This window comes from Verruconatronum alginivorum (assembly GCF_056590205.1).
Genome location: NZ_JBWPVQ010000001.1, coordinates 4309518 through 4332583 on the forward strand (window position 1 = coordinate 4309518; position 23066 = coordinate 4332583).

11 protein-coding genes are annotated in these 23066 nt (G+C 59.4%); 8 read left to right on the forward strand and 3 right to left on the reverse strand.

Annotated elements, in window-relative coordinates:
- Positions 1–59: 59 nt before the first annotated feature.
- The 3 genes from ACWUI2_RS15465 to ACWUI2_RS15475 are packed head-to-tail and all read right to left on the reverse strand — an operon-like array spanning position 60 to position 3151.
- Positions 60–980, reverse strand: coding sequence for a carbohydrate ABC transporter permease (locus ACWUI2_RS15465; protein ID WP_486983753.1), 921 nt, complete (start codon positions 978–980; stop codon positions 60–62).
- Positions 973–1866, reverse strand: coding sequence for a carbohydrate ABC transporter permease (locus ACWUI2_RS15470; protein WP_486983754.1), 894 nt, complete (start codon positions 1864–1866; stop codon positions 973–975). The genes ACWUI2_RS15465 and ACWUI2_RS15470 overlap by 8 nt, the downstream gene beginning before the upstream one ends.
- 4 nt (positions 1867–1870) lie before the next feature.
- Positions 1871–3151: an ABC transporter substrate-binding protein gene (locus ACWUI2_RS15475; protein ID WP_486983755.1), complete on the reverse strand. Its 1281-nt coding sequence runs from the start codon at positions 3149–3151 to the stop codon at positions 1871–1873.
- Positions 3152–3288: 137 nt separating this feature from the next.
- Here ACWUI2_RS15475 and ACWUI2_RS15480 point away from each other — a divergent pair, with 137 nt between their 5' ends.
- From ACWUI2_RS15480 to ACWUI2_RS15515, 8 genes are all read left to right on the forward strand, one after another.
- Positions 3289–4245 (forward strand): helix-turn-helix domain-containing protein, encoded by a 957-nt coding sequence (locus tag ACWUI2_RS15480; protein ID WP_486983756.1) that lies wholly within the window; start codon positions 3289–3291, stop codon positions 4243–4245.
- Between the two features lie 111 nt (positions 4246–4356).
- A complete protein-coding gene (locus ACWUI2_RS15485) occupies positions 4357–6666 on the forward strand; it encodes a hypothetical protein (RefSeq protein ID WP_486983757.1) in 2310 nt (769 codons plus the stop codon).
- On the forward strand, positions 6663–8519 hold the full coding sequence (locus ACWUI2_RS15490; RefSeq protein ID WP_486983758.1) for a hypothetical protein: 1857 nt from the start codon (positions 6663–6665) through the stop codon (positions 8517–8519). The genes ACWUI2_RS15485 and ACWUI2_RS15490 overlap by 4 nt, the downstream gene beginning before the upstream one ends.
- A 182-nt stretch (positions 8520–8701) precedes the next feature.
- A complete protein-coding gene (locus ACWUI2_RS15495) occupies positions 8702–11998 on the forward strand; it encodes an FAD-dependent oxidoreductase (protein ID WP_486983759.1) in 3297 nt (1098 codons plus the stop codon).
- Positions 11995–15360 (forward strand): FAD-dependent oxidoreductase, encoded by a 3366-nt coding sequence (locus tag ACWUI2_RS15500; RefSeq protein ID WP_486983760.1) that lies wholly within the window; start codon positions 11995–11997, stop codon positions 15358–15360. The genes ACWUI2_RS15495 and ACWUI2_RS15500 overlap by 4 nt, the downstream gene beginning before the upstream one ends.
- Positions 15361–15666: 306 nt before the next feature.
- Positions 15667–17742 carry a hypothetical protein gene (locus ACWUI2_RS15505; protein ID WP_486983761.1) on the forward strand — a complete coding sequence of 692 codons (2076 nt, stop codon included), beginning with the start codon at positions 15667–15669 and terminating at the stop codon, positions 17740–17742.
- A gap of 36 nt (positions 17743–17778) precedes the next feature.
- Positions 17779–19389: an autotransporter outer membrane beta-barrel domain-containing protein gene (locus ACWUI2_RS15510; RefSeq protein WP_486983762.1), complete on the forward strand. Its 1611-nt coding sequence runs from the start codon at positions 17779–17781 to the stop codon at positions 19387–19389.
- 312 nt (positions 19390–19701) lie between these two features.
- On the forward strand, positions 19702–23061 hold the full coding sequence (locus ACWUI2_RS15515; RefSeq protein ID WP_486983763.1) for an FAD-dependent oxidoreductase: 3360 nt from the start codon (positions 19702–19704) through the stop codon (positions 23059–23061).
- Positions 23062–23066: the final 5 nt, after the last annotated feature.

The following is a 23066-nucleotide window of genomic DNA, read 5'->3' on the forward strand; positions in this document are numbered from 1 at the left end:
AGGGTTGGGGAAGGTTTCGCTCGGGTCAACTCCAGCCCGGCGGAGTCGACCGATTACCATTACTTGATTCCGGTGGTCGAAATGCCTTCGATGAAGCGTTTTTGGGCCAGGAAGAAGAGGATGATGATCGGGATGACCATCACGGTGCTCACCGCCATGATCAGATGCATCGGGGAGCCTTCGGGACGGCCCATTTCAGCCATGAATCGGAGGATCCCGAGGGGCATGGTGTAGAGCCGTTCGTCGTGCAAGTAGATGAGCGGTCCCCAGAGGTCGTTCCAGGAGCCGAGGAATGAAAAAACCGTGACCGTGAGCAAGGCCGGTTTGGAAAGCGGGATGAAAATGGTCCAGAGTATCCGAAATTCGGATGCGCCGTCGATTCGGGCCGCTTCGATGTAATCTTTGGGCAGGGTCAGGAAGAACTGGCGCAACAGGAAGATGGCGAAGACGTTTCCGCCGAGCCAAATGGGGAGGAGGAGAGGCATGAAGGTGTTTATCATCCCGAGTTGGGCGAAAAGCATGAACTGCGGGATGATGGTGACCTGGCCGGGCAACATCAGGGCGGAGAGAAGGAGGGCGAAGAGGAATCCGCGGCCCGGCACCTGGTAAACCGCGAAGGCGTAGGCGGCCAGGGTGCAGGAGACAAGGGTTCCCAGCACGGTGAGGGCGGTGATGAAAAGGGAGTTGAACAGGTAGCGGCCGAAATTGAAGGAGCGGAACGCTTCGGTGTAGTTTTGCCACTGCGGTTGTTCGGGAAGAAGGACCGGCGGATAGGCGTGGACTTCCGGAAAGGTCTTCAGGGAGGTCGCGACCATCCACACCAGCGGAATCAGCATGATCGTCGTTCCCCCGATCAGGACCATGTAGAGCAGCACTCGAAGGATGTGCCGTTTTCGTTCGGCGACGGTCGCGGCGGAATCAACCGGATCCATGTTCCCGCCGGATTGCCGAGGCGCCGTTGCTTGGGGCAGGTTATTCATGGTGGACCCAGCGTTTGGCGGCGATGAAGTTGATCAAGGTCAGCAGGGCGATCGCCAGGAAGAGCATCCAGGCCATCGCGCTGGCCAGTCCGAAGTGAAAGTGATTGAAGGCCTTGAGGTAGAGGTTGAGCACGTAAAACAAGGTCGCCCGGGCCGGGCCGCCAGGGACCAGGCCGGCCGCCGATCCGAAGACGAAGGCCGAGTCAAAGACTTTCATGGCGCCGATCAGTCCCATCACGAGGTTGAAGAACAAGACCGGGGAGATCATCGGGAGAGTGACGTGGCGAAGTTTGCCCCACCAGCCACACCCGTCGAGTGAGGCGGCTTCGTAAAGCGAGCGAGGCACTCCCTGCAGTCCCGCGAGAAAAATCACCATCGCTCCGCCGAATCCCCACAGTCCCATGATGATCAATGCCGAAAGCGCCCAGTCGGGAGAGCTGGTCCAGGCGGGGGGATCGGCGACTCCGGCGGTCCGGAGGAAGGAGTTGAGCAAGCCGTTGGTCGGATGAAAAATCCAGACCCAGACGATGGTGGAAGCGACGGCGGGTAAAATTGAGGGAAGGAAAAAAGCCGTGCGAAAAAAACCGATACAGCGAACGCGGGCGTCGAGCAGGAGGGCAACGCTGAGCGAGAGAACCAGTCCGACCGGGACGCTGACACCGGCGTAGATGGCGGTGACTTTGACAGACGGCCAGAACGAGGGATCGTGGATGAGGAGGTAGGTGTAGTTCCGCCAGCCGATGAACCGAGGAGGGTGGACGACATCGTATTGGGTGAAGCTCAGGTAAAGGGAGTAAAACATCGGTCCGGCGACGAAGACCAGGAATCCGAGGAAGGCGGGTCCGGCCATGAGCCAGAAGTAGACGATTTGTAAGCGGCGGCTCATCGGGTCAGCGTCGTTCGCGGTGGGAAACGGTGTCGATGAAGGCGTTGGCGGCCCGGGTGGCCCGCCTCGCCGCTTCTTCCGGGGAGTGGCGTCCGGCCATCATCAAGTCGATCTCCGGCTGGACAATGTCGAGGGCGAGTTCGAGGAAGTGGGGGTGGGAAGGAATGGGGGTGGCGGTTTCGAGCGCCTGGTAGGCGGCCCGCCAGTTGGCCGGGCGGGTCTCGGAGCCGCGCCCCCCTTGGATTTCCTCGGCCAGGGAGAGGCGGGCCGGGAGGAAGCCGCGTTGGGCGAACGGCCGCAGCCCGTCGACCGAGCAAATGAATTTCAGCAGGCGCCAGGCCTCTTCGGGGTAGGGGGTGGTGTTGGCGATGCCGAAGCTCTCGATGGCGAGTTCGCCTCCGGAGACGCCGGTGGGACCGGCGGGGAGGACTTCGACATCCCAGTCGAGGTCGGGGAATTCGTTGTAGACGGTCCAATTGCCGAGGTGGCCGCCCCATTGCATGGCGAACCGGCCGCTGGGGAATCCGGTGGCGGGACCTCGTCCCGGCGCCGGCGAGACACCGTGGGTATGGACTTTGTCGTAATAAAAACGAAGGCCGACCAAGGATTCGGGTCGGTCGATGAGGGCGCGGCGGAGGTCGGGGGAGAGAAAGTCGCCTCCCGCCTGGCGGACCAAAGTCAGCCATTCCCCCCACCAGCCGAGGATGACATCACTGCCCCATTGTTCGACTCGGCCGCCCGGGCTACGCCGGGTGAGGGTTACGGCGGCTTCCAGATAATCGTCCCAAGACCAGTCGGATGAAGGAAAATCCAAATTCGCTTCCTCGAAAAGGGTTCGGTTGTAGTAAAGCAGGGAGACGTTGAAAAAGCGCGGCAGGAGAAACCATTTTCCGTCTTTGCGGCTTGCTTCGAGGAGGCGCGGATGGAAGTCGTCCAGATCGATCGCTTCGGCGTCGCGTTCGACGAACGGTGTCAGGTCGAGGAGGAACGGGAGTTGGCCGGCGAGCCAGACATCTCCGCAATAGAAAAGGTCGGGGGTTTGTCGGGCGGCGGCCAACGTTTTGAATTTAACCGAATACTGATTGGCGGGTACCCACATCAGGCGGATTCGGATGTCGGGATTCTTTTCCTCGAATTCGGCCGCCAGCTGTTCGATCGCCCCCTTGTGTAGATCGAGGGTGACCAGCCAGGTCAGCTGGGTCCGGGCGAAGAGGCCGGGCAGGGAGAATATTAGAAGGACCAGAGCTCCGAACGCCGGACGAAAGAATCCCGATGGTGGTTTCAAGAAAGGCAGCATACAGAATTCCGAGGAGGGCCGCATTCGATTTTTCAACGAACGGAAAATGGAACTTCCCGCGTCTTGCGTCGAGACAAACCCTGTGATTGGATTCGATCGATCCGTCAACGTTACCTTTTAAAACCATGCCACGTGCCAGTCGTTTGCCACCCGCCGCATCCGTTTCCGCCAAAGGTTCCGAAGGTCCGCCGCTCCGCGATTGGAGCACGCCCGGCCGTGTCCGGGAGGCGTATGAAAATTCCCGGGCGATCATCCCGGAGTTGAAAATCTTCGGTTGGCTCCATTTTCACCAGGCGCTCCCAAACGCTTTGCGCCCGGACATCCACCGGAATACCTACGAAATCCACTACATTATGAGCGGAAAGCTCGATTGGTGGATCGGGGACCGGGTTTACGAAATCCGCGCCGGTCAGGCGGTGGTCGTCCGGAAGGGCGAACTCCACGGAGCCCGGCACAACGTTTTGCAACCGTGTCAGAAGTTCTGGCTGCGGGTGAATCTCGACGAACCGCTTCCGGGTTTGGGGGCGGCCGAGACGCGGCGGTTGAAGAAGATCATCGACGAGCAAACCTCGCACGTGATCGCCATCACACCGCGGGTTCTCGATGTTTTCCAGCAACTTCTCGAAGAGCATCGCCACCCCTCGAAGATGTCCGAGTTAGTCTGTCGTTCTCTCTTGCATATCATCCTGGCTTTCGTGGCCCGGCATTCCGGCGACCTCCCCAGACCGGTCGATGAGTCGGAGCGCAAGATCTCCTACGCGATTCGGAAGGTGTTGACCCATATCCTCGAATGCGAGCAGACCGAGGAGCGTCCGCCGACCGTGGCCGCGCTGGCGGAAGTAGCGAATATGAGCGAAGGAGCGTTCCGGCGGCGCTTCGAGCAGGAGGTCGGTTTTACTCCGTTGGGATACATGAATTACCGCAGGATCGAGCGGAGCAAGGCGATGTTGCGGGCCGGTCGGACCGTCACGGAAGTCGCCTTCGATCTGGAGTTTTCCTCCAGCCAGTATTTCGCGACGGTTTTCAGGAAGATCACCGGGATGACGCCGTCGGAATTTGTCGGCCGTCCGTCGGCGCCCTGAATGAGGGACACTGTTTTTCGAGCAGTGCGGATGCTGAACGTCCCCAGAAGGAATCTTCGTTATGCTGGACGGATGACTTGCGTATCCCCGCGATGGGTTTTTCCCGTTCTCATGACTGCAATTACCTCCCCAGCCAGTTCTTACGCGGAGGATCCGGTGCGACCGGCTCCTCAGGCGGAAATCCGCTGGCTCCAGCCGGTGCCCGCCGGACCGCTCGACCTCCAGATTCCGGATTGGCGCGAGATCGCCGTTACGTTCGACCGGGTGGTCTTCGATTTCGAGCGGGAAGGGAAACATTTTCCGATCATCTGGCGGGATCCCAGCAAGCGGAATTACCCGCAGGAGACGATCGGCATGCAGTCGTATTTCGGCGACACCCGGCAGCAATGGAACAGTCAGGAAGGCATCGTCGTAATCGGAAGCGTCCTGGGAGGTGTGCTGGCCGGAGTCGATAAACGTTCCCAGGATGGGCGGGATTACGTCGGGAAAATGTTGAATTTCCACAATCGCGACAACGGGCGCGACGTGGTTCTTAACCGGACGGACACCCCCAACTCATCGTTTTGGTATGACCTCTATCCGGCGGTCCTATTCTTCGGAATTGCGGACCGGTTTCCAGACGACGAACAACTCTCGGCGGTCGTGCGGGCCCAGGCGGACCAGGTAACGCGGGCGGTCGAGGTAATCAATGGCAAATACGACGTTACCGCCTATGATTTTCTTAAGCACCAGCCGATCGTGAACGGACGATGGATCGAGCCGGACGGTTCGGCGGGCCTCGCCTGGCTCGCTTACGCCGGGTATCAGAGATTTGGAGATGATCGCTACTTGCAGGCGGCGCGGGCAGGGTATCGGGCCTTCGAGGCGCGGGAAGGGAATCCGCATTATGAAGTGATGGGACCATTTGGCGCTTTGCTGGGAGCGCGGCTTGCGGCCGAGCAAGGTGATTCGGTCGATATCGGCAAGGTGTTGGCGTGGGCCTTCGAACCGGACAGCGCGGCCCGACGGGGGTGGGGGATGATCTTCGGCGAATGGGGCGGATATGAAGTGAACGGGCTGCACGGCAGCGCCGCCGACGGAGGAGGATTCGCCTTTGCGATGAATACCTTCAATCACGCGATCCCGTTGGCGCCGTTGCCCCGTTACGATCCCCGCTTCGCCCGCGACATCGGCAAATGGCTGTTGCACGCCTTCAATAACGCGAGACTCTATTATCCCGACGCGCTTCCGCCCGAGCTGCAAACCGGGTATGAGTGGCGCGAAGCTACCGAAGGAGGGATACCCTACGAAGCAATCCGGCGCGACTGGGGCGGCCTCAGCCCGTATGCGATGGGCGACCCGCTCGTCCATGGATGGGCGCCGACCGATTACGGTATTTACAGCGGGATGTTGGCAGGGGTCTTCGCCGCGATCGGCAATCGCACTTCCGATCCCGCCATCCTGGAAATCGATACCCTCGCGACCGATTTCTTTCGGCCAGACGCGTATCCAACGTTTCTTTACTACAACCCGGCAACGGAAACGCGCCGATTTGCGGTCGATGTCGGAGATACGGCGGTCGATCTGTATGATAGTGTCTCGAAACAGGTGATCCTCCGGAACGTCCGCGGCGAGACCGAACTCCGGCTCGGCGCGGGCGGCGCGGCGGTAATCGCTCGCATCCCGGCCGGTTTGGAACTGAGGCGTGAAGGCCGCCGGTTGATCGCCGATGGCATCGTGGTCGATTATGATCTCGCGCCGGAAGCGATCCTGACCGAACCATATCGGGACGAGGCGCGGGTGTTGCGGGTTCCTCGGGCGACTCCACGTATCGACGGTCAGACCCGCGACTGGAATCGCCTGGCTCGTACGGCCGATCCCGTTCAACTGCGCACGCCCGAAGGCGCGGAAGTGGAGTTTCGCTTCGCCTGGGACGATCGATATCTTTACGCACTGGTCCGGGAGAAATCGGCCGGCGTGCCGCCCCGTGAAGCGGCGAACCCTGAAGTTTACCGCCGCTCTCCCTGGGAGCACGATGGTATTTCGCTTTATTTCGATCTGGCCAACGACAACCGGGGGGAACGCTACTGGGAAGTGGCGGTTCGTGCTGGATTTTCCTCGGATTCTTTGGAGGAGGCAATCGTCGACCAGATCTACCGGACCGGACCGAACGTGCCGCGCGGCCTTCGCGAGACGCGGGCGGCCGCCCGGGGACCTCACGGAGAGCGGGTGATTGAGATGGCGGTGGCCTGGAGCGATTTGCGGCGGCTGGTGCCGGAAGACCGCCGGGGCGGGTGGACCGAGGGAGCGCCGCCCCGGGGATTCCGTTTCGGTTGCGAACCCTCTGTCCTGCTCAACAGTTGGCGCGCGGAATATTGGTTGTCCGGCACCCGGGCTCCCGCCGGCGACGATCCATTCTCCATCGACCTCGAATTGAAATGAACAAGTTGAACTGGCCAGCTCTTGCCGCGGGAGTCCTGCTATTGTCGGCTCCCTTTGCGTCGACGGAAACAGGGGGCTCCGAGTCCGACGGTGACCGGGCGCAAATCCGGATCCCGGAGATCGAGCGGTTGCCGAACCGTCCGTCCGATTTTCACCTGCGGGATTGGAAGGACGTGGCGGTGAAATACAATGCGCTGGTTTCCGATTTCGAGGCTGACGGGAAGTATCTCCCCCTGGTGCGATGGGATACCGGGGAACCGAATTTCCGGGGATTGCCCACTCCCTACACCCCCTCCTTTGTCGGCATCAGCAAGGGAGGCGACGCCTTGAACCTGTTTGGCACCATTGTTGGAGCAACGGTGGCGGGGATCGACCAGAGCGACCATGGCGGAGAGAATTGGGTGTTGTCGATGAAACAGTTTTACGGGCATACGGCGGGCCGTCACATCATCGGGAACAACAAACGGGGAGCTCGTTCGACCGGCCTGTGGTACGATGTCGTGCCGGGGATTTATTTTTTCCAGGCCGTCGATCTGTATCCGGAGGTAGCGAAGATCTCATCGCCCTATCGGACCGGGGGAGGAACCGCGACCATGCTCGATGTGATGCGCGCCACTGCCGACGAATGGCATTCGGTGCTCGATTTTCTCGGGGGGAGCGAGACCGGTTCGGCGGATTTCTGGGGAGTCGTAGGTTTCGATACGGTGAACATGGAAATCGATGACCGGGACGGGACCCACCCTGGAGTTCCGGAATCGGCCGCGGGATTGGCCTGGATCCAATTCATGGCCCATCGACAATTTGAAGACCCCAAGTTCATGGAAGGGGTCGAGTGGGCCTTGTCCTTTTTGGAGAAGACCGAGCGAAGCCCGATGCACAACGGAGTGCAATTATCCTATGGCAGTTTGATCATGGCCCGCATGAACGCCGAACATGGACGAGACTACGATGTGGAGCAGATGATCCGCTGGTCGTTCGGGGAAGGGGAACCGTTGCGAAACGGCTGGGGGGTGCTCTATGGCAGTTGGGGGGACCGGGAAGTCGGCGGGTTGATCGGCAGCAGCGCGGAGCGCGGGGGCGCCCGCCGGGCCTATGCCTTGCAAGGATTCCACATGGTGGCGGCGCTGGCTCCACTGGCCCGTTACGATGCCCGGTTCGCCCGGACCATTGGCAAATGGATCCTGCACAAAGCCAGCAGTTCGCGCCATTATTATCAAACCTGGTTGCCGGAAGAATACCGGGATTCGCCATTCTGGGAGGGAGATCCCGATGGCGTGATCCCATTCGAAAGTCTACGGGGAGAGCATTCGCGATCCTATTTCGCGGATTACCTTCGCCGGGTCGAAGGGTCCCAGCGAGGGAATCCCGAAGTAAAAGCGAAGCTGGAGAAAGCGATCGCCGATCCTCCGGCGCTCTGGGCATCGGGCCGGACGGGGGCCGTTCTGGGCGGAATCGGCTTGTGCCCATATTTCGGGGGCGCGGTCGGATATCTCGGGGCGGTGGTGGCGCCGACGAACGTGGAGGAGATCCTCCGCCTCGACCTGTTGGTCACCGATTTCTTTCGAAGCGAAGCGTATCCAACCTTCCTTTACTACAACCCCTACGACGATGAGCGGGAAGTCGAACTCGACGTCGGTTCCGGCGAAATCGACGTTTACGACACGGTTTCGGGACGGAACCTCCTGACGGGCGTTACCGGTACCCAGAGATTGCAAATCCCGGCGGATACGGCGGTTGTCCTCGTTTTCGTTCCGGCCGGCGGACCGGTCGAGTATGAGGGAACCAGGCGGATCGTCGACGGGGTGATCGTCGATTACAACGCCCGCCTTCCGGACGGCGCGCGCAAAGAATGAACGTTTCGATGGCATGTCGAAAAAAAGACCAGCCGAAAAGTTGAACGAGGAATTCAATGCGGAGGGCGTATAATTCCTTCTGGCGTCATACATCCGCGCAACCGAGCCGAGTCGGCCCGTTCAACCATCCCTTTTGTTCCTTCGCAATTTTTTGAACACAACACACGCAACCAACCTGAAACATGTTACTTCGTCTCTCGAAAACTCCTGACCTTCTGATCCGTGCGATTGCCATCGCCGCCCTGGTAATTCCGTCCTTCTTTGCCGCGACGACCGCGACGGCGGATTCCATCGTCGTTGAAACGTTCGATAGCCTGAGGCCCGACCGGACGCCGCAAGGGTGGCGGATTGGCGGGACGGCGTCTGAAATGACCGTTTGGAGCGTCGACGGTGGTTCGGATGGCTCGGGATGGATCGGGGTCAACGATGACCGGAACGATGCGTTTGGCTTGTGGTTTTCGCCCACCTATCCTTTGCCAGGAGTGGAAGATGCGGTCGGGGCGGAGGGGGATCCGCTGGTGTTGACGATTAGCTTGAGCGTCCGTCACCGGATCGAAGAAGGACGGATGCGGGCCGTGCTCAGGGCCTTTTCCGCGGAAGGCCGGGGGGTAGCATCGACGAACGTTGAGTTGTTTTCGGGAGAGAGCGAGGGATGGAACCGGGGACGATTTCAGCGGGGCGATTTCGTGGTCAGCGTTCCCGGCGAGACCCGGGCGGTTCGCCTGGAATTCGCGTCGGGTGGCGGGGCCCATCCCACGGGAGAGATTCACATCGACTCCTTCGCCATCGCCCTGGCGGCCGACACCGAAGCCGGCCGGGCGTGGGTGAGTGCGCCAGCCCAGTCGCACGGGGTGGTCGAAGCGGCGCGGCTCGCCGTGCGTTACAACGCCTCGCAGATTCCGAATCCACAAACCCTCTTGTTCGAGGATGACTTCATGAATGGTTCGTTTGGAACGATTCCGGCCGGGTGGAGGGACCTCACCTATCAGCCACCATCGAGAAACTGGGCGGTCGATGCCAAAGGATACCTCCGGCCGGTCTTGAAACATTGGCAGGGGCTCGTCGCTTATGAAGGTTCGTTAACGTCGGGCGAGAGCGCGGGGGAGTTGCGGAACTACGTGGTTCAATCCGCTTTCAAGACGACGGCCGACTCCGACGTTTTCTTTGGAATCGCGGGCCGGATCCAGGATGAGAACAACTACTACACGGTCCGGTTCGTCGGGCATGACCGGGTGCGCATTTTGAAGGTTTTGAATGGCGAAGAGCAGTTGCTCAGCGAGCTGGTTTTGTTGCGCCGCTACCACGACGGAACTCGTTGGGAAATGGAGGCATCCTTTTATGAAGACCTCATTACCGGCATCATCCGGAACGAGCAAGGCCAGGTCATGGCCCGTTTGGATGGCCGGGACGGCGAGTTTCGTCAAGGGACCTTCGGGGTGAATGCCACCGAATTCGCTGCCGCCGCCGATGTGCGTTGTTCCGCGCAAACGGAGGTGGAAACGGTGCAATCGGTGGCTGAGGCGCGCGACCAAAACGCGGTTTTGCAGATTGTCTACGGTGGATATGATCTGGTGCATCCGATCATCGATCACCACGACCTGTTGTCCTCGTTCGATTCGTTGGATGCCGACTATGACGTGGTGGTCGCCGGGGGCGGCAGCGGAGGATGGGCGGTCGCGATGCAGGCGGCCCGGATGGGACGCCGCGTGCTCATGCTGGAGGAGACGGATTGGCTGGGCGGCCAGATGGGGGCGGCTGGCACCACGTCGATGGACGAAGCCGGGGCGCAGGTTCGCGAGCGCGGCCTGTATCGGGAATTCCATGAAAGCATCTCGACCTATTATTACGGTTTGGACAAAACCCCGTTCAAATCGTATTACCATGGCGACTCCGCTCAAAACCAGATGCAGGGCGGTTACGAGCCGGCGATTGTCCAGGCGATCCTTTACGGATACATCGACCAGGTTCGTCAGCAAGGGGGAACGCTCGACCTCGTAGTTCGCTCGACGGTGAGCCGGGTGCATCTGGAGGAGGATGGAAAGAAGGTGGCCGGGATTACGGTGCGCCGTTGGGACCTCGATGGCGAACGGGAGCGCGAAGTCAGTTGCCGGATCCTGGTCGATGCGACGGAATATGGGGACGTTATTCCATTGACCGGGGCGCCTTATCGCGTCGGCAACACCCGGACCGACAATCTCGACCTCGACGGTCCGGTTCAGTCCCACGCATTCAACATCATTTTCCGGGAATATCCGGACGGCATTCCGGATCACCTCCGGATGACGACACCTCCGCCGACTTATGAAACCGAACGCCGCCGGTTCGATCGCGGTCAGATTCACGGGGATTGGGATTTTCACCGCGCCGAACGGAACTTCCGCATCCTGATGGCCTGGCGAGGGGCGGCCGACACGCACGGCCCCTTGACCGGCCGGATCAGCGAGGAGCGCCACACCGCCGCGAGCACCAACTGGTCGAACAACTACCGGGTGTCGGCGCGAACGATTGAATCGCTGGAGCAGCGTTATGAAGATGAACGAACCGGCGTTTACCGGATGCTCTCCCTCTTGTATTACATTCAAAACGAAATGGGACTTCCGTGGTCCGCCGCCGAAGAACAAGGCTTTGACACCCCCTACAATCAATTGATGATGGAGCGGCGAGGGATCAGCGAAGAAATCATGCCGTTCGCCCGCTTGATGTGCCAGATTCCCTACGTTCGGGAGAGTCGGCGTATTATGGGCGTTGATACGTTGGTGGCGGACGATCTCACCCGTTGGGACGAAGCCAAGCATATGCCGACCTCGGTGGCGATGGGCGATTATTTCATGGATCTACACGGGACCTACGAAGGGATTGAGCCTGATTTGGACGGCACCGAACACCCCCGGGGAAATGGTCCGTTCCAGGTTCCCTTCGAGGTCTTTATCCCCAAGGAGCTGGACGGCTTCTTGGCGGCGGAAAAGAATTTCTCGCAATCGAGACTGGTGAGCGGAGCGACCCGGTTGCAACCGATCACGATCCTCACCGGACAGGCGGTCGGGACGACCGCCGCGCTGGCGATTGAAAGAGGAGTCCAGCCCCGCGCTTTGAATCCGGTCCAGGTGCAACTCGCCCTGCTCGACCAGGGGTCGACCCTGATTCAACGCTGGTATACGGACGTGGAGTGGGGAACCGATCTCTGGCGGGCGGTGCAACTTCTGTCGCTTTACGAGATCATCGACCGACCAGGAGGATTCACCGGACGGCAACTCATGACGATTCAGCCGGCCCATGCCTGGGGAGCGGACGAGACCGTGACCCGCGCAGAGGCCGATCGGGTCCTGCGTCGCCTGGAAGAAGTCTGGGGAAGCGCGGTGAGCCAAAAAGTCGCTGAAATCGGAAAAAACCGGAACGCGAGTCGCGGCGAGTTGGCCGTCGGCATCTTGCGGGCGGTCCAGGCGGAAGTCGGTGGAAACGGGGAGTGGGCCGGTCGATGAAGGCGAAACGATTCGGGCGGGTCTGGAGTGCCGTTCTCTTCGCGGTTGCGACTCTGCTGGCCGGTCCTGCGGGCATGGCGCAGGGCGCGTATTGGTCGACATCGTTTGAGGAAGGGCGGGATGGCGCGCCGGACGGATGGCAGGCGGGAGGATCCGATTCGGAGATGGCCCGGTGGAATGCGCGGGAAGGGCAATTGCAGTTGTTCGATGACCGCGACGATGCCTGGACGGCCTGGATCTCGGATTTGGTGGAAGTGCCGGAAGTGACGGATTTCGTCGATGAAGGAGAAGTGCGCGAATTCGGAGGACATGTCTTTATAGACGTGGATTTCACGGTCCGACACGACATCCGCAACGGGATCATGCGGTTGAGTCTCCGGTTTTTCACGGAGGATGGGGAATACCTTACTCAGAGTGACATCACCTTCCGGGGACAGAGCAACGGCTGGCAGGAAGGTCGACTGATCCGCGAGATGCGGCGGATCCAGGCCCCTCCGCGGGTGAGGCAGGTGGAGTTATCCCTTGTTTCGGGTGGACCGTATGCGGTCACCGGTGAAATCGCGTTGGGAGAAATCAACATGAATCCGCTCTGGGCTCCCGGGGTGGAGACTCCCGAGTTCGCTCCGGTCATTTCCCAATCCTACGGAATGGTGCGGCCCGATGTATTGCGCCGTCAATACAATGCAAGAGAAGTGCCGGCGAAAGGGTCGGTTTTGTATGAACTCAATTTCGCGGCGGCCGAGTTCGGGACCATCCCTCCCGGCTGGAACGACCTGCAAAACCGCCGTCCCTCGCGGAACTGGGCGGTCGATGCCCAGGGATTTCTCCGCTACATTCTTTTCCGCAACGAAGGATTGATCGCCTACGAAGGAGCCCTCACCAGCGGCGGGGAGGTTGGCGATTTGGAGAATTACGCGGTTGTGGCGGGCTTCAAGAAGACCCGCGACGCGGATGTTCAAATCACGCTCGCCGGGCGTATCCAGGATCCGGATAATTATTACCGGGTCGGGGTGGTGGGGGACAACCGCCTGGTGATTGAAAAAGTGGAGGAGGGAGCGGCCCGGCGACTGACCGACATCGTGCTCCTGGAGCATTACAACCATCCGGAGGAATGGCAGTTGACCGCGTCGTTTTACGAAGACCTGATCTCGGGAATCGTCAGGAACGCGGAAGGCCGGGTGGTGGCGCGGGCGGATGCGCGGGATGCGGTCTATGCGCGGGGAACATTTGGGATCCATGCCACGGAATTCGCGGCGGCCTCCGGGATCACCTGCTACGCCGCCACCGAACTTCCCGTCACGCGGGCGATGGATCAGATCCTGGAGGAAAACCGGCAAACTTCGCCCCTTTATAGCGGATATTCGTTGACCCAACTGGTCGAAGAAATCGAGCCGCTCGACGTGGCAATCGATGACCTGCGATCCGAATACGACATCGTGGTGGCCGGGGCCGGGACCGGAGGATGGGGGGCGGCGATTCAGGCGGCGCGGATGGGACGCAGCGTGCTGTTACTGGAGGAGACGGATTGGTTGGCCGGACAAATGGGGGCGGCGGCGGTGACCTCGATGGATGAAAGCGGAGCCCAGGTGAGGGAGCGCGGCATTTACCGGGAGTTTCACGAAAGCATGATCCTTTATTACTACGGTCTCGATATTGGACCGTACAAGGCTTACTGGTCCTACGACCACAACCCGCGGGGGCAATTTGAAGGAGGGTTTGAACCGAAACGGGTCGAGCAACTCTTTTACGGATTCATTTCGGAGGCACGAAAAGCGGTGGAAGCCCAGGGCGGCGCGCTCGACGTGATCAAGCGAACCCGGGTCGTCGAAGTGGAGCGGGAAGGAAACCGGATCGACGGAGTCACGGTGGAGCGATGGGATCCGGAAGGTGTATCCACTCGCCGGATCGCCAGCCGGATTTTGATCGATGCCACGGAGTATGGAGATGTGATCCCGCTGACCGGCGCTCCCTACCGGGTGGGGAACACCCGCAGCGACGATTTGAACCTGGAGGGATCGGTCCAGGCGCATTCCTACAACATCGTTTTCCGGGAATACCCGGACGGAATTCCGGAGCACCTGCGGATTCGCACGCCTCCGCCGGGGTATGACCGGGAGCGCCGCCTCTTCGAGCATGGAACGATCTATGGGGACTGGGAGTTGCAGACGGGCCAACGGATGTATCGGGTGTTGATGGCATGGCGGGGTTTCGCCGATTCGCATGGTCCGATGGTCGGGCGCCAGAGTGAAGAACGGCATACATCGGCCAGCACGAATTACGGCAACAACTATCGCGTATCGGTACGAACGATCGAGGAGCTGGATCAACGGTATCGGGATGAACGGATCGGAATCTACCGGACTCTTGGATCTCTCTATTACATGCAAAACGAACTGGGAGTGGACTGGTCGTTCTGTGACCGGCACGATTACGACACGCCCTACAATCGAAAGATGATGGAGAAGCGGGGAATCTCCGAGGAAATGATGCCGTTCGCGGTCCGGCTTTGCCAAATCCCCTACGTGCGGGAAAGCCGGCGTATCATAGGAGTGGAGACATTGGTGGCGGATGATCTGACCCGTTGGGAGGAGGCGAAGCACATGCCGACGTCGGTGGCGATGGGAGACTATTATATGGATCTCCACGGCACGTATGAAAACCTGGAACACGATTTGGACACTCCTGATTTCACTATGGGAGGCGGGCCGTTCCAGGTGCCGTTCGAAGTCTTCATTCCCCGGGAACTCGACGGATTCCTGCCGGCGGAGAAGAATTTCTCCCAGTCGAGATTGGTGAGTGGCGCCACCCGGTTGCAGCCGATCACGATGTTGACCGGCCAGGCGGTCGGGGTGATCGCGGCGCTGGCGATCGACGCGGGGGTGCAGCCACGCGAGGTGAATCCGTTGGCGGTGCAAATGGTTTTGTTGGACGAAGGGGCGACTTTGATCCAACGGTGGCACTCGGACGTGGAGTGGGGAACGGAACTCTGGCGCGCGGTCCAGTTGCTGAGCCTTTATCGCATCATGGATCGCCCCGGACCCTTCACCAGGCAGGACGGCATCAAGTTCGACACCTCCCATGAATGGGGGGCGGAACGGACGTTGACCGCAAATGAAATCCTCGAGCCACTCAATCGCCTGGCCGGGCTGCTCGGCTATGAAGTTGACGAATCCCCATCCGTCGCCGCTCCGGACGAGCCACTGACCGAGGCAGCGTTTCAACGTCTGGCAATCAGGATCGCCCCCGGCTTCGCGGCTCATACCGGCGAAGTCGATTCGGAGAGAGCGGATCTGACCGCCGCGCGTTTCGCCTTGTTTAGTTTGAGTGCCCTTCGGGCGAGCGCGGGTGGGGTGGAACCGTGATGATCGGCAGGGGGAGCAAATGCTATGACAACTTCCAGCGTTCCGCCATCTTTTGTCGTCAAGGCCGGGACGTTGTCGGTCACGATCGAAGCGTTGCCAGGACAGGCTGGATATGGTTACCGCGTCGGGTACGAGACAGAAGCGCGGGCATGGCACTCGCCCCTGAATCCATTCGTTCGGGGCGCCAGCTTCGAATTGTTTCCGTCTGAATGGGTCTCCGCGGACCCGTCCCGCGCTCAGCTTCGTGGCCGGCGGGAAGCTAAAACGATCGGGGGGGCGGCCATTCATTACGATTATTCGGTTTCTGTGTCTACGCTGCCCGACAGCGAGTGGATCTGCTTTGAGGTGGAGCTCGATCTGCGGGAAGACCTCCAGCTTGACTTTAGCGGCGGCTACGAACCCGAGTTGACGGTCGATCTCGATGAACTGCCGCCTTATGAAAGGGGAGATCATGTCTGGTTTGTCACGAATGTCCGAAATCCAACCAAGTGGAATGACGAGGAGTATGGGAACGACATGCCGGCGTGCTACGTTTTCGATCCGTATCTGCACCTCGAGTTAAAGCTCTTCTTTGACATGGAGGAGATGAGCTGGATGAGTCATGAAAATCTCAGCCGGTTTCATTGTTACCGGTGCGGCTACCGCCGGCGTTATCCGACCACGCGCGGGCGGGCTGATTTCGGACTGCACGCGGCGGGGTTTTCGAGCAAAGTGATTCGAAAAGGGAAAGTCCGGTTTGTCTACTATCTCTCCGGACGTTACCGCGACGATAGAACGGATGCGGTGGCGGCACCTGATGCCATGCGCTTGCTGGTGGATGACTGTTTGTCGCTGTTGCCCTCGACGGCACCATGGCCAACGGGATTTGAGAGCTGGCGACAGATGGCGGTAAAATGTGCCGAGGAAATGAATACGGATTCCCTGGCCTGGAGAATTGATAAGACAGGCGTTGAGTATGTTCTCAATTATGTGAACGCCTACAGCCCCGGGTGGAAGGCCTCGGTCGAGGCGCGGGGGAGGGTATTCAATATAGACCGTCCCTGTCTCGACACCGCCGCGTGGAGTGTGATCGCCCTCGATCCCCTGGTCACCGCGTTGCCGGACGACGCCGCGATTTTCGACGTGTTACGCCAACGTTTGCTTCGCTTCGTCGAATCCATGATGACCGGGGGAGACTCCCCCCGCTTCGATCAGCGACGAGCCGCCGGATCCGGCTCCGCGCCGGTCGGTTGCTGGCAGTATGTGTTCACTCTATACTGTGTGTTGCGTTCGGCGCGGCACAACGGGTGGAATGAAATCGTGGATCGGCTGGAGGCGGACGTGGACCGGTATCTGGTGCCGGGTGCCCGGACGTTTTCCTACCTCTTTCCGCTGCACTGGGATATGGCTGAACGTCGCCAATTACGGACCGGCGACACCTACGGGATCAATGGCATTTATGCCACGCTGATGCTTGATCGGTACGAGCGCGATGGCGATCGCGAGTGGTTGGTCGAGGCCGAACGAGCGATTGCTGTTCTGGAGCGGCTGCCGCCGAATTCGTTGCATCAGGAGATATTCCTGCTCGGATTCGCGGTTCATGCCGCGACACGGCTGTTTGTGCTCACGGGAAACGCCCGGTATCGGGATACCTATCGCTACCTCCTGGCTCAGACGCTTCGGGCGATTTACTGGTTCCGGGATCGAAGTGTGGCTGACTGGGAAGCCGTGAACATTCTCGGCACCTTCCATGCCTGTTCGCCGATCAATTACGGGGCGCTTTTTGAGAACATTGAAACCGTTGCTCGAATTGCTCCGACCCTGAAAACCTTCGTCCCGTCCGAAGGGTTGCTGAAGGTTATCAATCTCAATCGGATCAATAACCTCTACTATTTTCCGCAATGCCTGCCGGACAAGTTCAGGACAAGTGATTCGATGTATGTTCCTCGTGAGGACATTCCGCAGCTTGGGGGCCCCGGTGAAGAGGCATTCATCGGGCAGGAACTGTATGGCGCCGGTTATACCTTTCGCGCCTACACGCTTTGGGAAGCCTATGCGGTGGCGGAAAATCGGGACGTGATGGTCCTGCACCTCGATGCGTATGAGGAGGAAAAAGGGCGGAATGACGTTACTTTTATTCTCTACAATCCGGGAGAGGCGCCAGTGGAAACACGTATCCATCTACCTGTCCTCGGTCGCGGCGCCGGTCGCTTCGTTCTCGGCTCTGAACCGGGCGGGTTTGGCGAGGAACGATGTGCGGTCACTACGGATGGATTCCTGATCAAACTCGCCGGTCATTCGTTTAGATATTGCCGGGTAGAAATCCTGTGCGGAAAACGATTCTTTGAAAAACCGAACGCGGGAAAAGGCGACAGCGGCTATACTAACTCGTTTCAACAGTAACCCTAGTCCCCTCAAGGACTTCAACCTGAATAAAATATGAAAAAATTCGAAAAGGCTATGGGCCGTGATCGATCGGTATATTCCCTGATGGCATTTTTCCTTACCCTGTTCTTTTCAACGGCTTCCGTCTGGGCGCAGGGGACGACCTGGACCTGGACCGGCGATGCCGGTACGACCGCCTGGGCGAACGCTGACAATTGGGACCAAACGTCCTTTCCAAGTCTCAATAGTAACAACGTCATCCAGCACGTGGTAATCAATCATGGCACGATCGAAGCGGGGGCTCGCGACATTGCCCGCAATACCGTTGGCAATACCCAGACAATGACCGGTGGCACGGTTACCTTTAATGGTAATTTTCGTATCGGCATCCTCACGGGTTCTCAAGGAAGCGGGTTTCAAAGCGGCGGCGAGGTCATTCTGATAAATGGCGGTACAATTAGACTCGGAGTCCAGACCGGGACGGAAGGCAGTTATGAACAAACCGGGGGCAAAGTGGTCTCAGCTGGAATTGTGCAGTTGGCTTCAGCGGATGGGGCAACCGCCACCTACGACTTGTCCGGGGAGAGCACGTTGGAGATGACCCACTTTGCAATCGCCAGTGGCGGAGGCGATTCGGTGGGGACGTTCAATCAAATGGGCGGCACAGTGAGCGCCCATGGCCCTGCCGGGTCGTTTATAGGTCACTTTGGGAAAGGAACCTACAATTTATCCGCCGGCCTTTTGACCCGAAGCAATGGAGGACTTAATCTCGCTCCCGCCGCCTCGGCTGACGGTCTTCTCAACCAGACGGGGGGGCATATCGAGCTCACCACTGGAGGAGTCTCTGTAGGCGGGGTGGGCAAGGGAACTTATTCGATTTCCAACGGAAGTATCAATGCGCAGTACCTTGCGGTGGGGCTTGGAATAAGTGGCGTCGTGAATGTTGGCGCCAACGCGGAGATGGAATTCGGGGGGGATTTTGACTTGCATGCAAACGGAACGGTGAACTTTGCCTTCAGCGAGACGACAGTTTCCAGCATGAACTTTGGCGGAATTGGATCGATTTCTCCCGACGGAAACATCTTTGTCGATGGTTCCGAATACAACGGATCCGGGGGGATTTATACGCTGATTAGAAGCTCCTCATTTAGTGATACTCCGGTCATTACACTCACCGGCTTTCCTGAGGATACGGTTTCGAGCTGGAATCAGGAGACCGGGTGGTTTACCATCAAGATTCCCGGCGATGTTACCGCTGTGCGCGGTGTGCCGATCGATTGGTATCAGCTGCAAGGTTTTTCCTCCTATGAAGACGCGGGAGCGGAGTCCTGGGAGGCATTGGATGAAATGGATACGACGGGACACGGCATGCCAAATTGGCAGGTTTATCTGGCCGGAACAAACCCCGCGGATCCGACCGATCGATTTGCAATTGTCTCAATTGAATACGATGAAGAGGACCAGTTGATTTTGCGGTGGCGCGGGGGATTGTTTGGTCCGGAAGCACCCTATATTCTGGAGTGGGCCGAAGAGTTGACCTCGGGAACGTGGACTGTCTTTGGCACATTACCCCGGGACGAAGGGATTTTAGAGTGGATCGGTCCGGATCCAATCGAAGAGGAGTCTACTCGCGGGTTTTACCGGATTCGAGCGGTGGAGCTCTAGCAAAACGTTCGCGGGGGTCCTTGACCTTCTTGGGGCTGGCGGGCCGACGTTGGTACATAAGCCGGTTTATCACAGACAAGAATGTCTGTGCTACGTCTTGCCTGTCTTTCTGGAGTGGGGCCTCACTTCCTATCAACAGATCGATCAGGTGATACGGTCGATGTGTGAAAAAGAACAAGGGGCAAAATCGAACGGCGGGAAAAGGTTCATTCTGCTATGCTCGGTTGATTGTTATAGGGTTGTGCGCACGGGGTGATGGAGCCGCCGGGGCCAGCCTGTCAAGTTGCTTCACCCAGGAAAGAAAAATGTAACATGATGCGGATTCCCAGACCTTCAGCAGGTTTCCGCCGGTTGGCGTGTCTCCTCTTTTTGTGTGCGCTTACGGCGTCGGTGGGATGCGGTCAGGAGATCGTCACCTTGCGATTTGACGGTTTGAAGCCGGATGAAGCTCCCCCCGGTTGGATAGCGGGAGGAAACGGGCCGGAGATGGCTGTCTGGACCGTCGATGGCGGGACGGACGGAACGGGAACGATTGGTTTTGACAATCAACGGCATGACGCCGCCGCCTTATGGACTTCTCCCCATTTTACCCTGCCGACGACCGAAGTCGCAGTCGACGAGAGGCACGCGGTAAAGGTCAGCTTAAATCTGCGCTACTATGTCGACCACCGAAGGATGCGACTCCGCCTCAGGTCTTTTTCCAAAGACGGGCGGCAGATCGAAGCGAGGCAGATCGCCTTTTATCATGGCGCTACCGAAGGATGGCATGACGGCAGGTTCGTCGAGGAGTCGTATCTTGTCACCGTTCCGGGGGAAACTCGGCTGTTGCAATTGGAGCTCTCTTCGGGCGGGGAGGAGGCATCGGGTGAGCTTTACATCGACGAAATTCGGATGACGCTCGCTCCGCCGGACACGATGGTGACCGCCCCCGCCCAATTGCATGGCCGGGTGCAGGCCAGCCGGGTCACGGCCAGTTACAGGGCGGACGAAGTACCGCGGAGGGGAACCCTGTTGTTGGAGGATCGTTTCGGCGATGCTGAATTCGGAACGATCCCTCCCGGATGGAGGGATCTGGCGCATCGTCGGCCTTCCCGCAACTGGGCGGTCGATTCGCGCGGCTATCTGCGCCCAATCGTCAAACACCTGCAGGGAGTTTTGGCGTATGAAGGACATCTGACATCCGCTGAAGAGCCGCGGAAACTCAAGGATTATGTGATCCGGTCGACCTTCAAGACGACGGGCGATTCCGATGTGTTTTTCGGCATCGCCGGGCGTATCCAGGACGCGAAAAACTTTTACAGCGTGCGGGTGGAGGGAGATGACAAGCTTCGCATTTTCAAAGTCATCGACGGAGAGGAGAAACTCCTCAGCGAATTGGTCCTGCTGCGGGGATATCCGCCTCAGGCCGATTGGGAACTCGAAGCGTCCTTTTACGAGGACCTGATCACCGGGATCGTCCGGGACGAAAGGGGGAGGATCATGGCCCGCGCGGACGGCCGGGACGGGGAGTTCAGTCAAGGCACCTTTGGTTTCCACAACAGCGAGTTCGCGGCCGTCGCGGATGTGCGCGGCTATGCGCAGGCCGAGGTGGCGAAGGTTCAGAAGGTTGCCGAGGCTCGCGGTAAGAATGAGCGTCTGCAACGGGTTTATGAGGGTCATCCCCGGGTCCAGCCGATTATGGACCACCAGGATCTCTTGACGCCATTTGAGTCATTGGACGACGACTACGACATCATCGTGGCTGGCGGAGGCACGGGAGGCTGGGGGGCGGCCATGCAGGCGGCCCGGTCGGGGAAACGGGTCCTGATGATCGAGGAGACCGACTGGCTCGGCGGACAGATGGGGGCAGCCGGGACAACTTCGATGGATGATGCCGGATCGCAAGTCCGTGAGCGGGGACTCTACCGGGAGTTTCATGAGAGCATGGTGACCTATTACTATGGCCTGAATAAGAGTCCGTTCATGTCTTACTATCATGGAAATTCGGCGCAAAATCAGATGGAAGGCGGATATGAACCCGCTGTTATCCAGGGCGTGTTCTACGGGTATATTCAGCAAGTCCGTGAGAACGGCGGGAAATTGGATGTTTGTATTCGAACAAAGGTGACGGAGGTGCATCAGCGAGACTCCCGGGTGACCGGGGTGACGGTGCAGCGGTGGAACCCGGATGGAACACCGGAACGCCAGATCAATTGCCGGATTCTGATCGACGCCACCGAATACGGGGATGTGATTCCGCTTACGGGCGCGCCTTACCGGGTCGGAAACACCAGTAGTTATGATTTGGATATGAATGGGGCCATCCAGGCCCACACATTTAATATTATCATGCGGGAGTATCCGGACGGAGTGCCCGAGCATCTGCGCATGACGGTTCCACCCCCCACCTATGAGCGGGAGCGGGGAAGGTTTTCGCGCGGCAAAATTTCCGGGGACTGGCAAATGCACCAGGGCGACCGCAACTTCAGGATCCTGATGGCGTGGCGGGGCGAGGCTGATTCGCAGAGCCCCTTGATCGGACGGCGGAGTGAGCAGCGCCATACCGTGGTGAGCGGAAAGTGGGGGAACAACTACCATGTATCGGTGGCGACGATCGAATCTCCCGAGCAGCGCCATGAGGACGAGCGCACCGGGGTGTATCGAATGTTGTCACTCATTTACTTCATGCAAAACGAATTGGGGCTGCCGTGGGCGGCGGCGGACGAGCAGGGGTTCGATACGACCTATAATGAAATGATGATGAGTGAACGGGGCATCAGTGAGGAGATATTGCCGTATGCCCGCTTGATGTGTCAGATCCCTTACGTTCGGGAGAGCCGGCGAATTATCGGGATTGAGACGCTGGTGGCCGACGATCTGACCCGGTGGGACGATGCCAAACACATGCCGACATCGGTGGCGATGGGGGATTATTTTATGGATCTCCATGGAACCCATGATGCGGCCGAGCAGGACCTCGACGGGCCCATCCGGCCGCAGGGGAACGGTCCGTTTCAAATCCCATTTGAGATATTCATCCCACTGGAACTGGACGGATTTTTGCCGGCGGAAAAGAACTTCTCGCAATCCAGGCTGGTCAATGGGGCTACCCGCCTGCAACCGAGCACGATGCTGATCGGGCAGGCGGTGGGAGCGATTGCGGCGGAGGCCGTGGAGGATGGAATCCAGCCGCGTGAGTTGAGCCCGCTGGCGGTGCAGTTGGCGCTGCTGGAGGCGGGGTCAACCTTGATTCAACGCTGGCACAGCGATGTCGAGTGGGGGACCGAGCTCTGGAGGGCGGTGCAATTCGCCGCGCTTTATGAGATGATGGACCGTCCGGGGCGACTTGCCGGACCGCGTCGAATGGATTTCCAGACGCCGGATGCCTGGGGGAGTGATGAAAGACTGAGCGGCGAGGAAGGCTTCGCCGCACTGCGTGGCCTGGCTGCGGTTCTGCGACTTGAAGCATCCGGGGACGCAGCAGCCTTGAGGAGGCGCGGAGTGCTTTCGCGGGAGGATGTTTTGCGAATGGCGGCGGCGGTTTCGCCCGCGCTGGGCGAAGGATTTCGAGCTGCGCGGCCCGAGGGTAACGGCGATTTGAGCCGGAGTGATTTTGCGGTTTGGCTCCTGCGGGTCGCGGAGCGAGAACGGGTGGTGGTGGCGGAAGATGAACGCGGAGGCATAGGGAATTAAATGAT

Excerpts from the sequence above, each read along its gene's own strand:
- ACWUI2_RS15465 (WP_486983753.1), bottom strand. The coding sequence starts at position 980 with ATGAATAACCTGCCCCAAGCAACGGCGCCTCGGCAATCCGGCGGGAAC.
- ACWUI2_RS15470 (WP_486983754.1), bottom strand. The coding sequence starts at position 1,866 with ATGAGCCGCCGCTTACAAATCGTCTACTTCTGGCTCATGGCCGGACCC.
- ACWUI2_RS15480 (WP_486983756.1), top strand. The coding sequence starts at position 3,289 with ATGCCACGTGCCAGTCGTTTGCCACCCGCCGCATCCGTTTCCGCCAAA.
- ACWUI2_RS15485 (WP_486983757.1), top strand. The coding sequence starts at position 4,357 with ATGACTGCAATTACCTCCCCAGCCAGTTCTTACGCGGAGGATCCGGTG.
- ACWUI2_RS15490 (WP_486983758.1), top strand. The coding sequence starts at position 6,663 with ATGAACAAGTTGAACTGGCCAGCTCTTGCCGCGGGAGTCCTGCTATTG.
- ACWUI2_RS15495 (WP_486983759.1), top strand. The coding sequence starts at position 8,702 with ATGTTACTTCGTCTCTCGAAAACTCCTGACCTTCTGATCCGTGCGATT.
- ACWUI2_RS15500 (WP_486983760.1), top strand. The coding sequence starts at position 11,995 with ATGAAGGCGAAACGATTCGGGCGGGTCTGGAGTGCCGTTCTCTTCGCG.
- ACWUI2_RS15510 (WP_486983762.1), top strand. The coding sequence starts at position 17,779 with ATGAAAAAATTCGAAAAGGCTATGGGCCGTGATCGATCGGTATATTCC.
- ACWUI2_RS15515 (WP_486983763.1), top strand. The coding sequence starts at position 19,702 with ATGATGCGGATTCCCAGACCTTCAGCAGGTTTCCGCCGGTTGGCGTGT.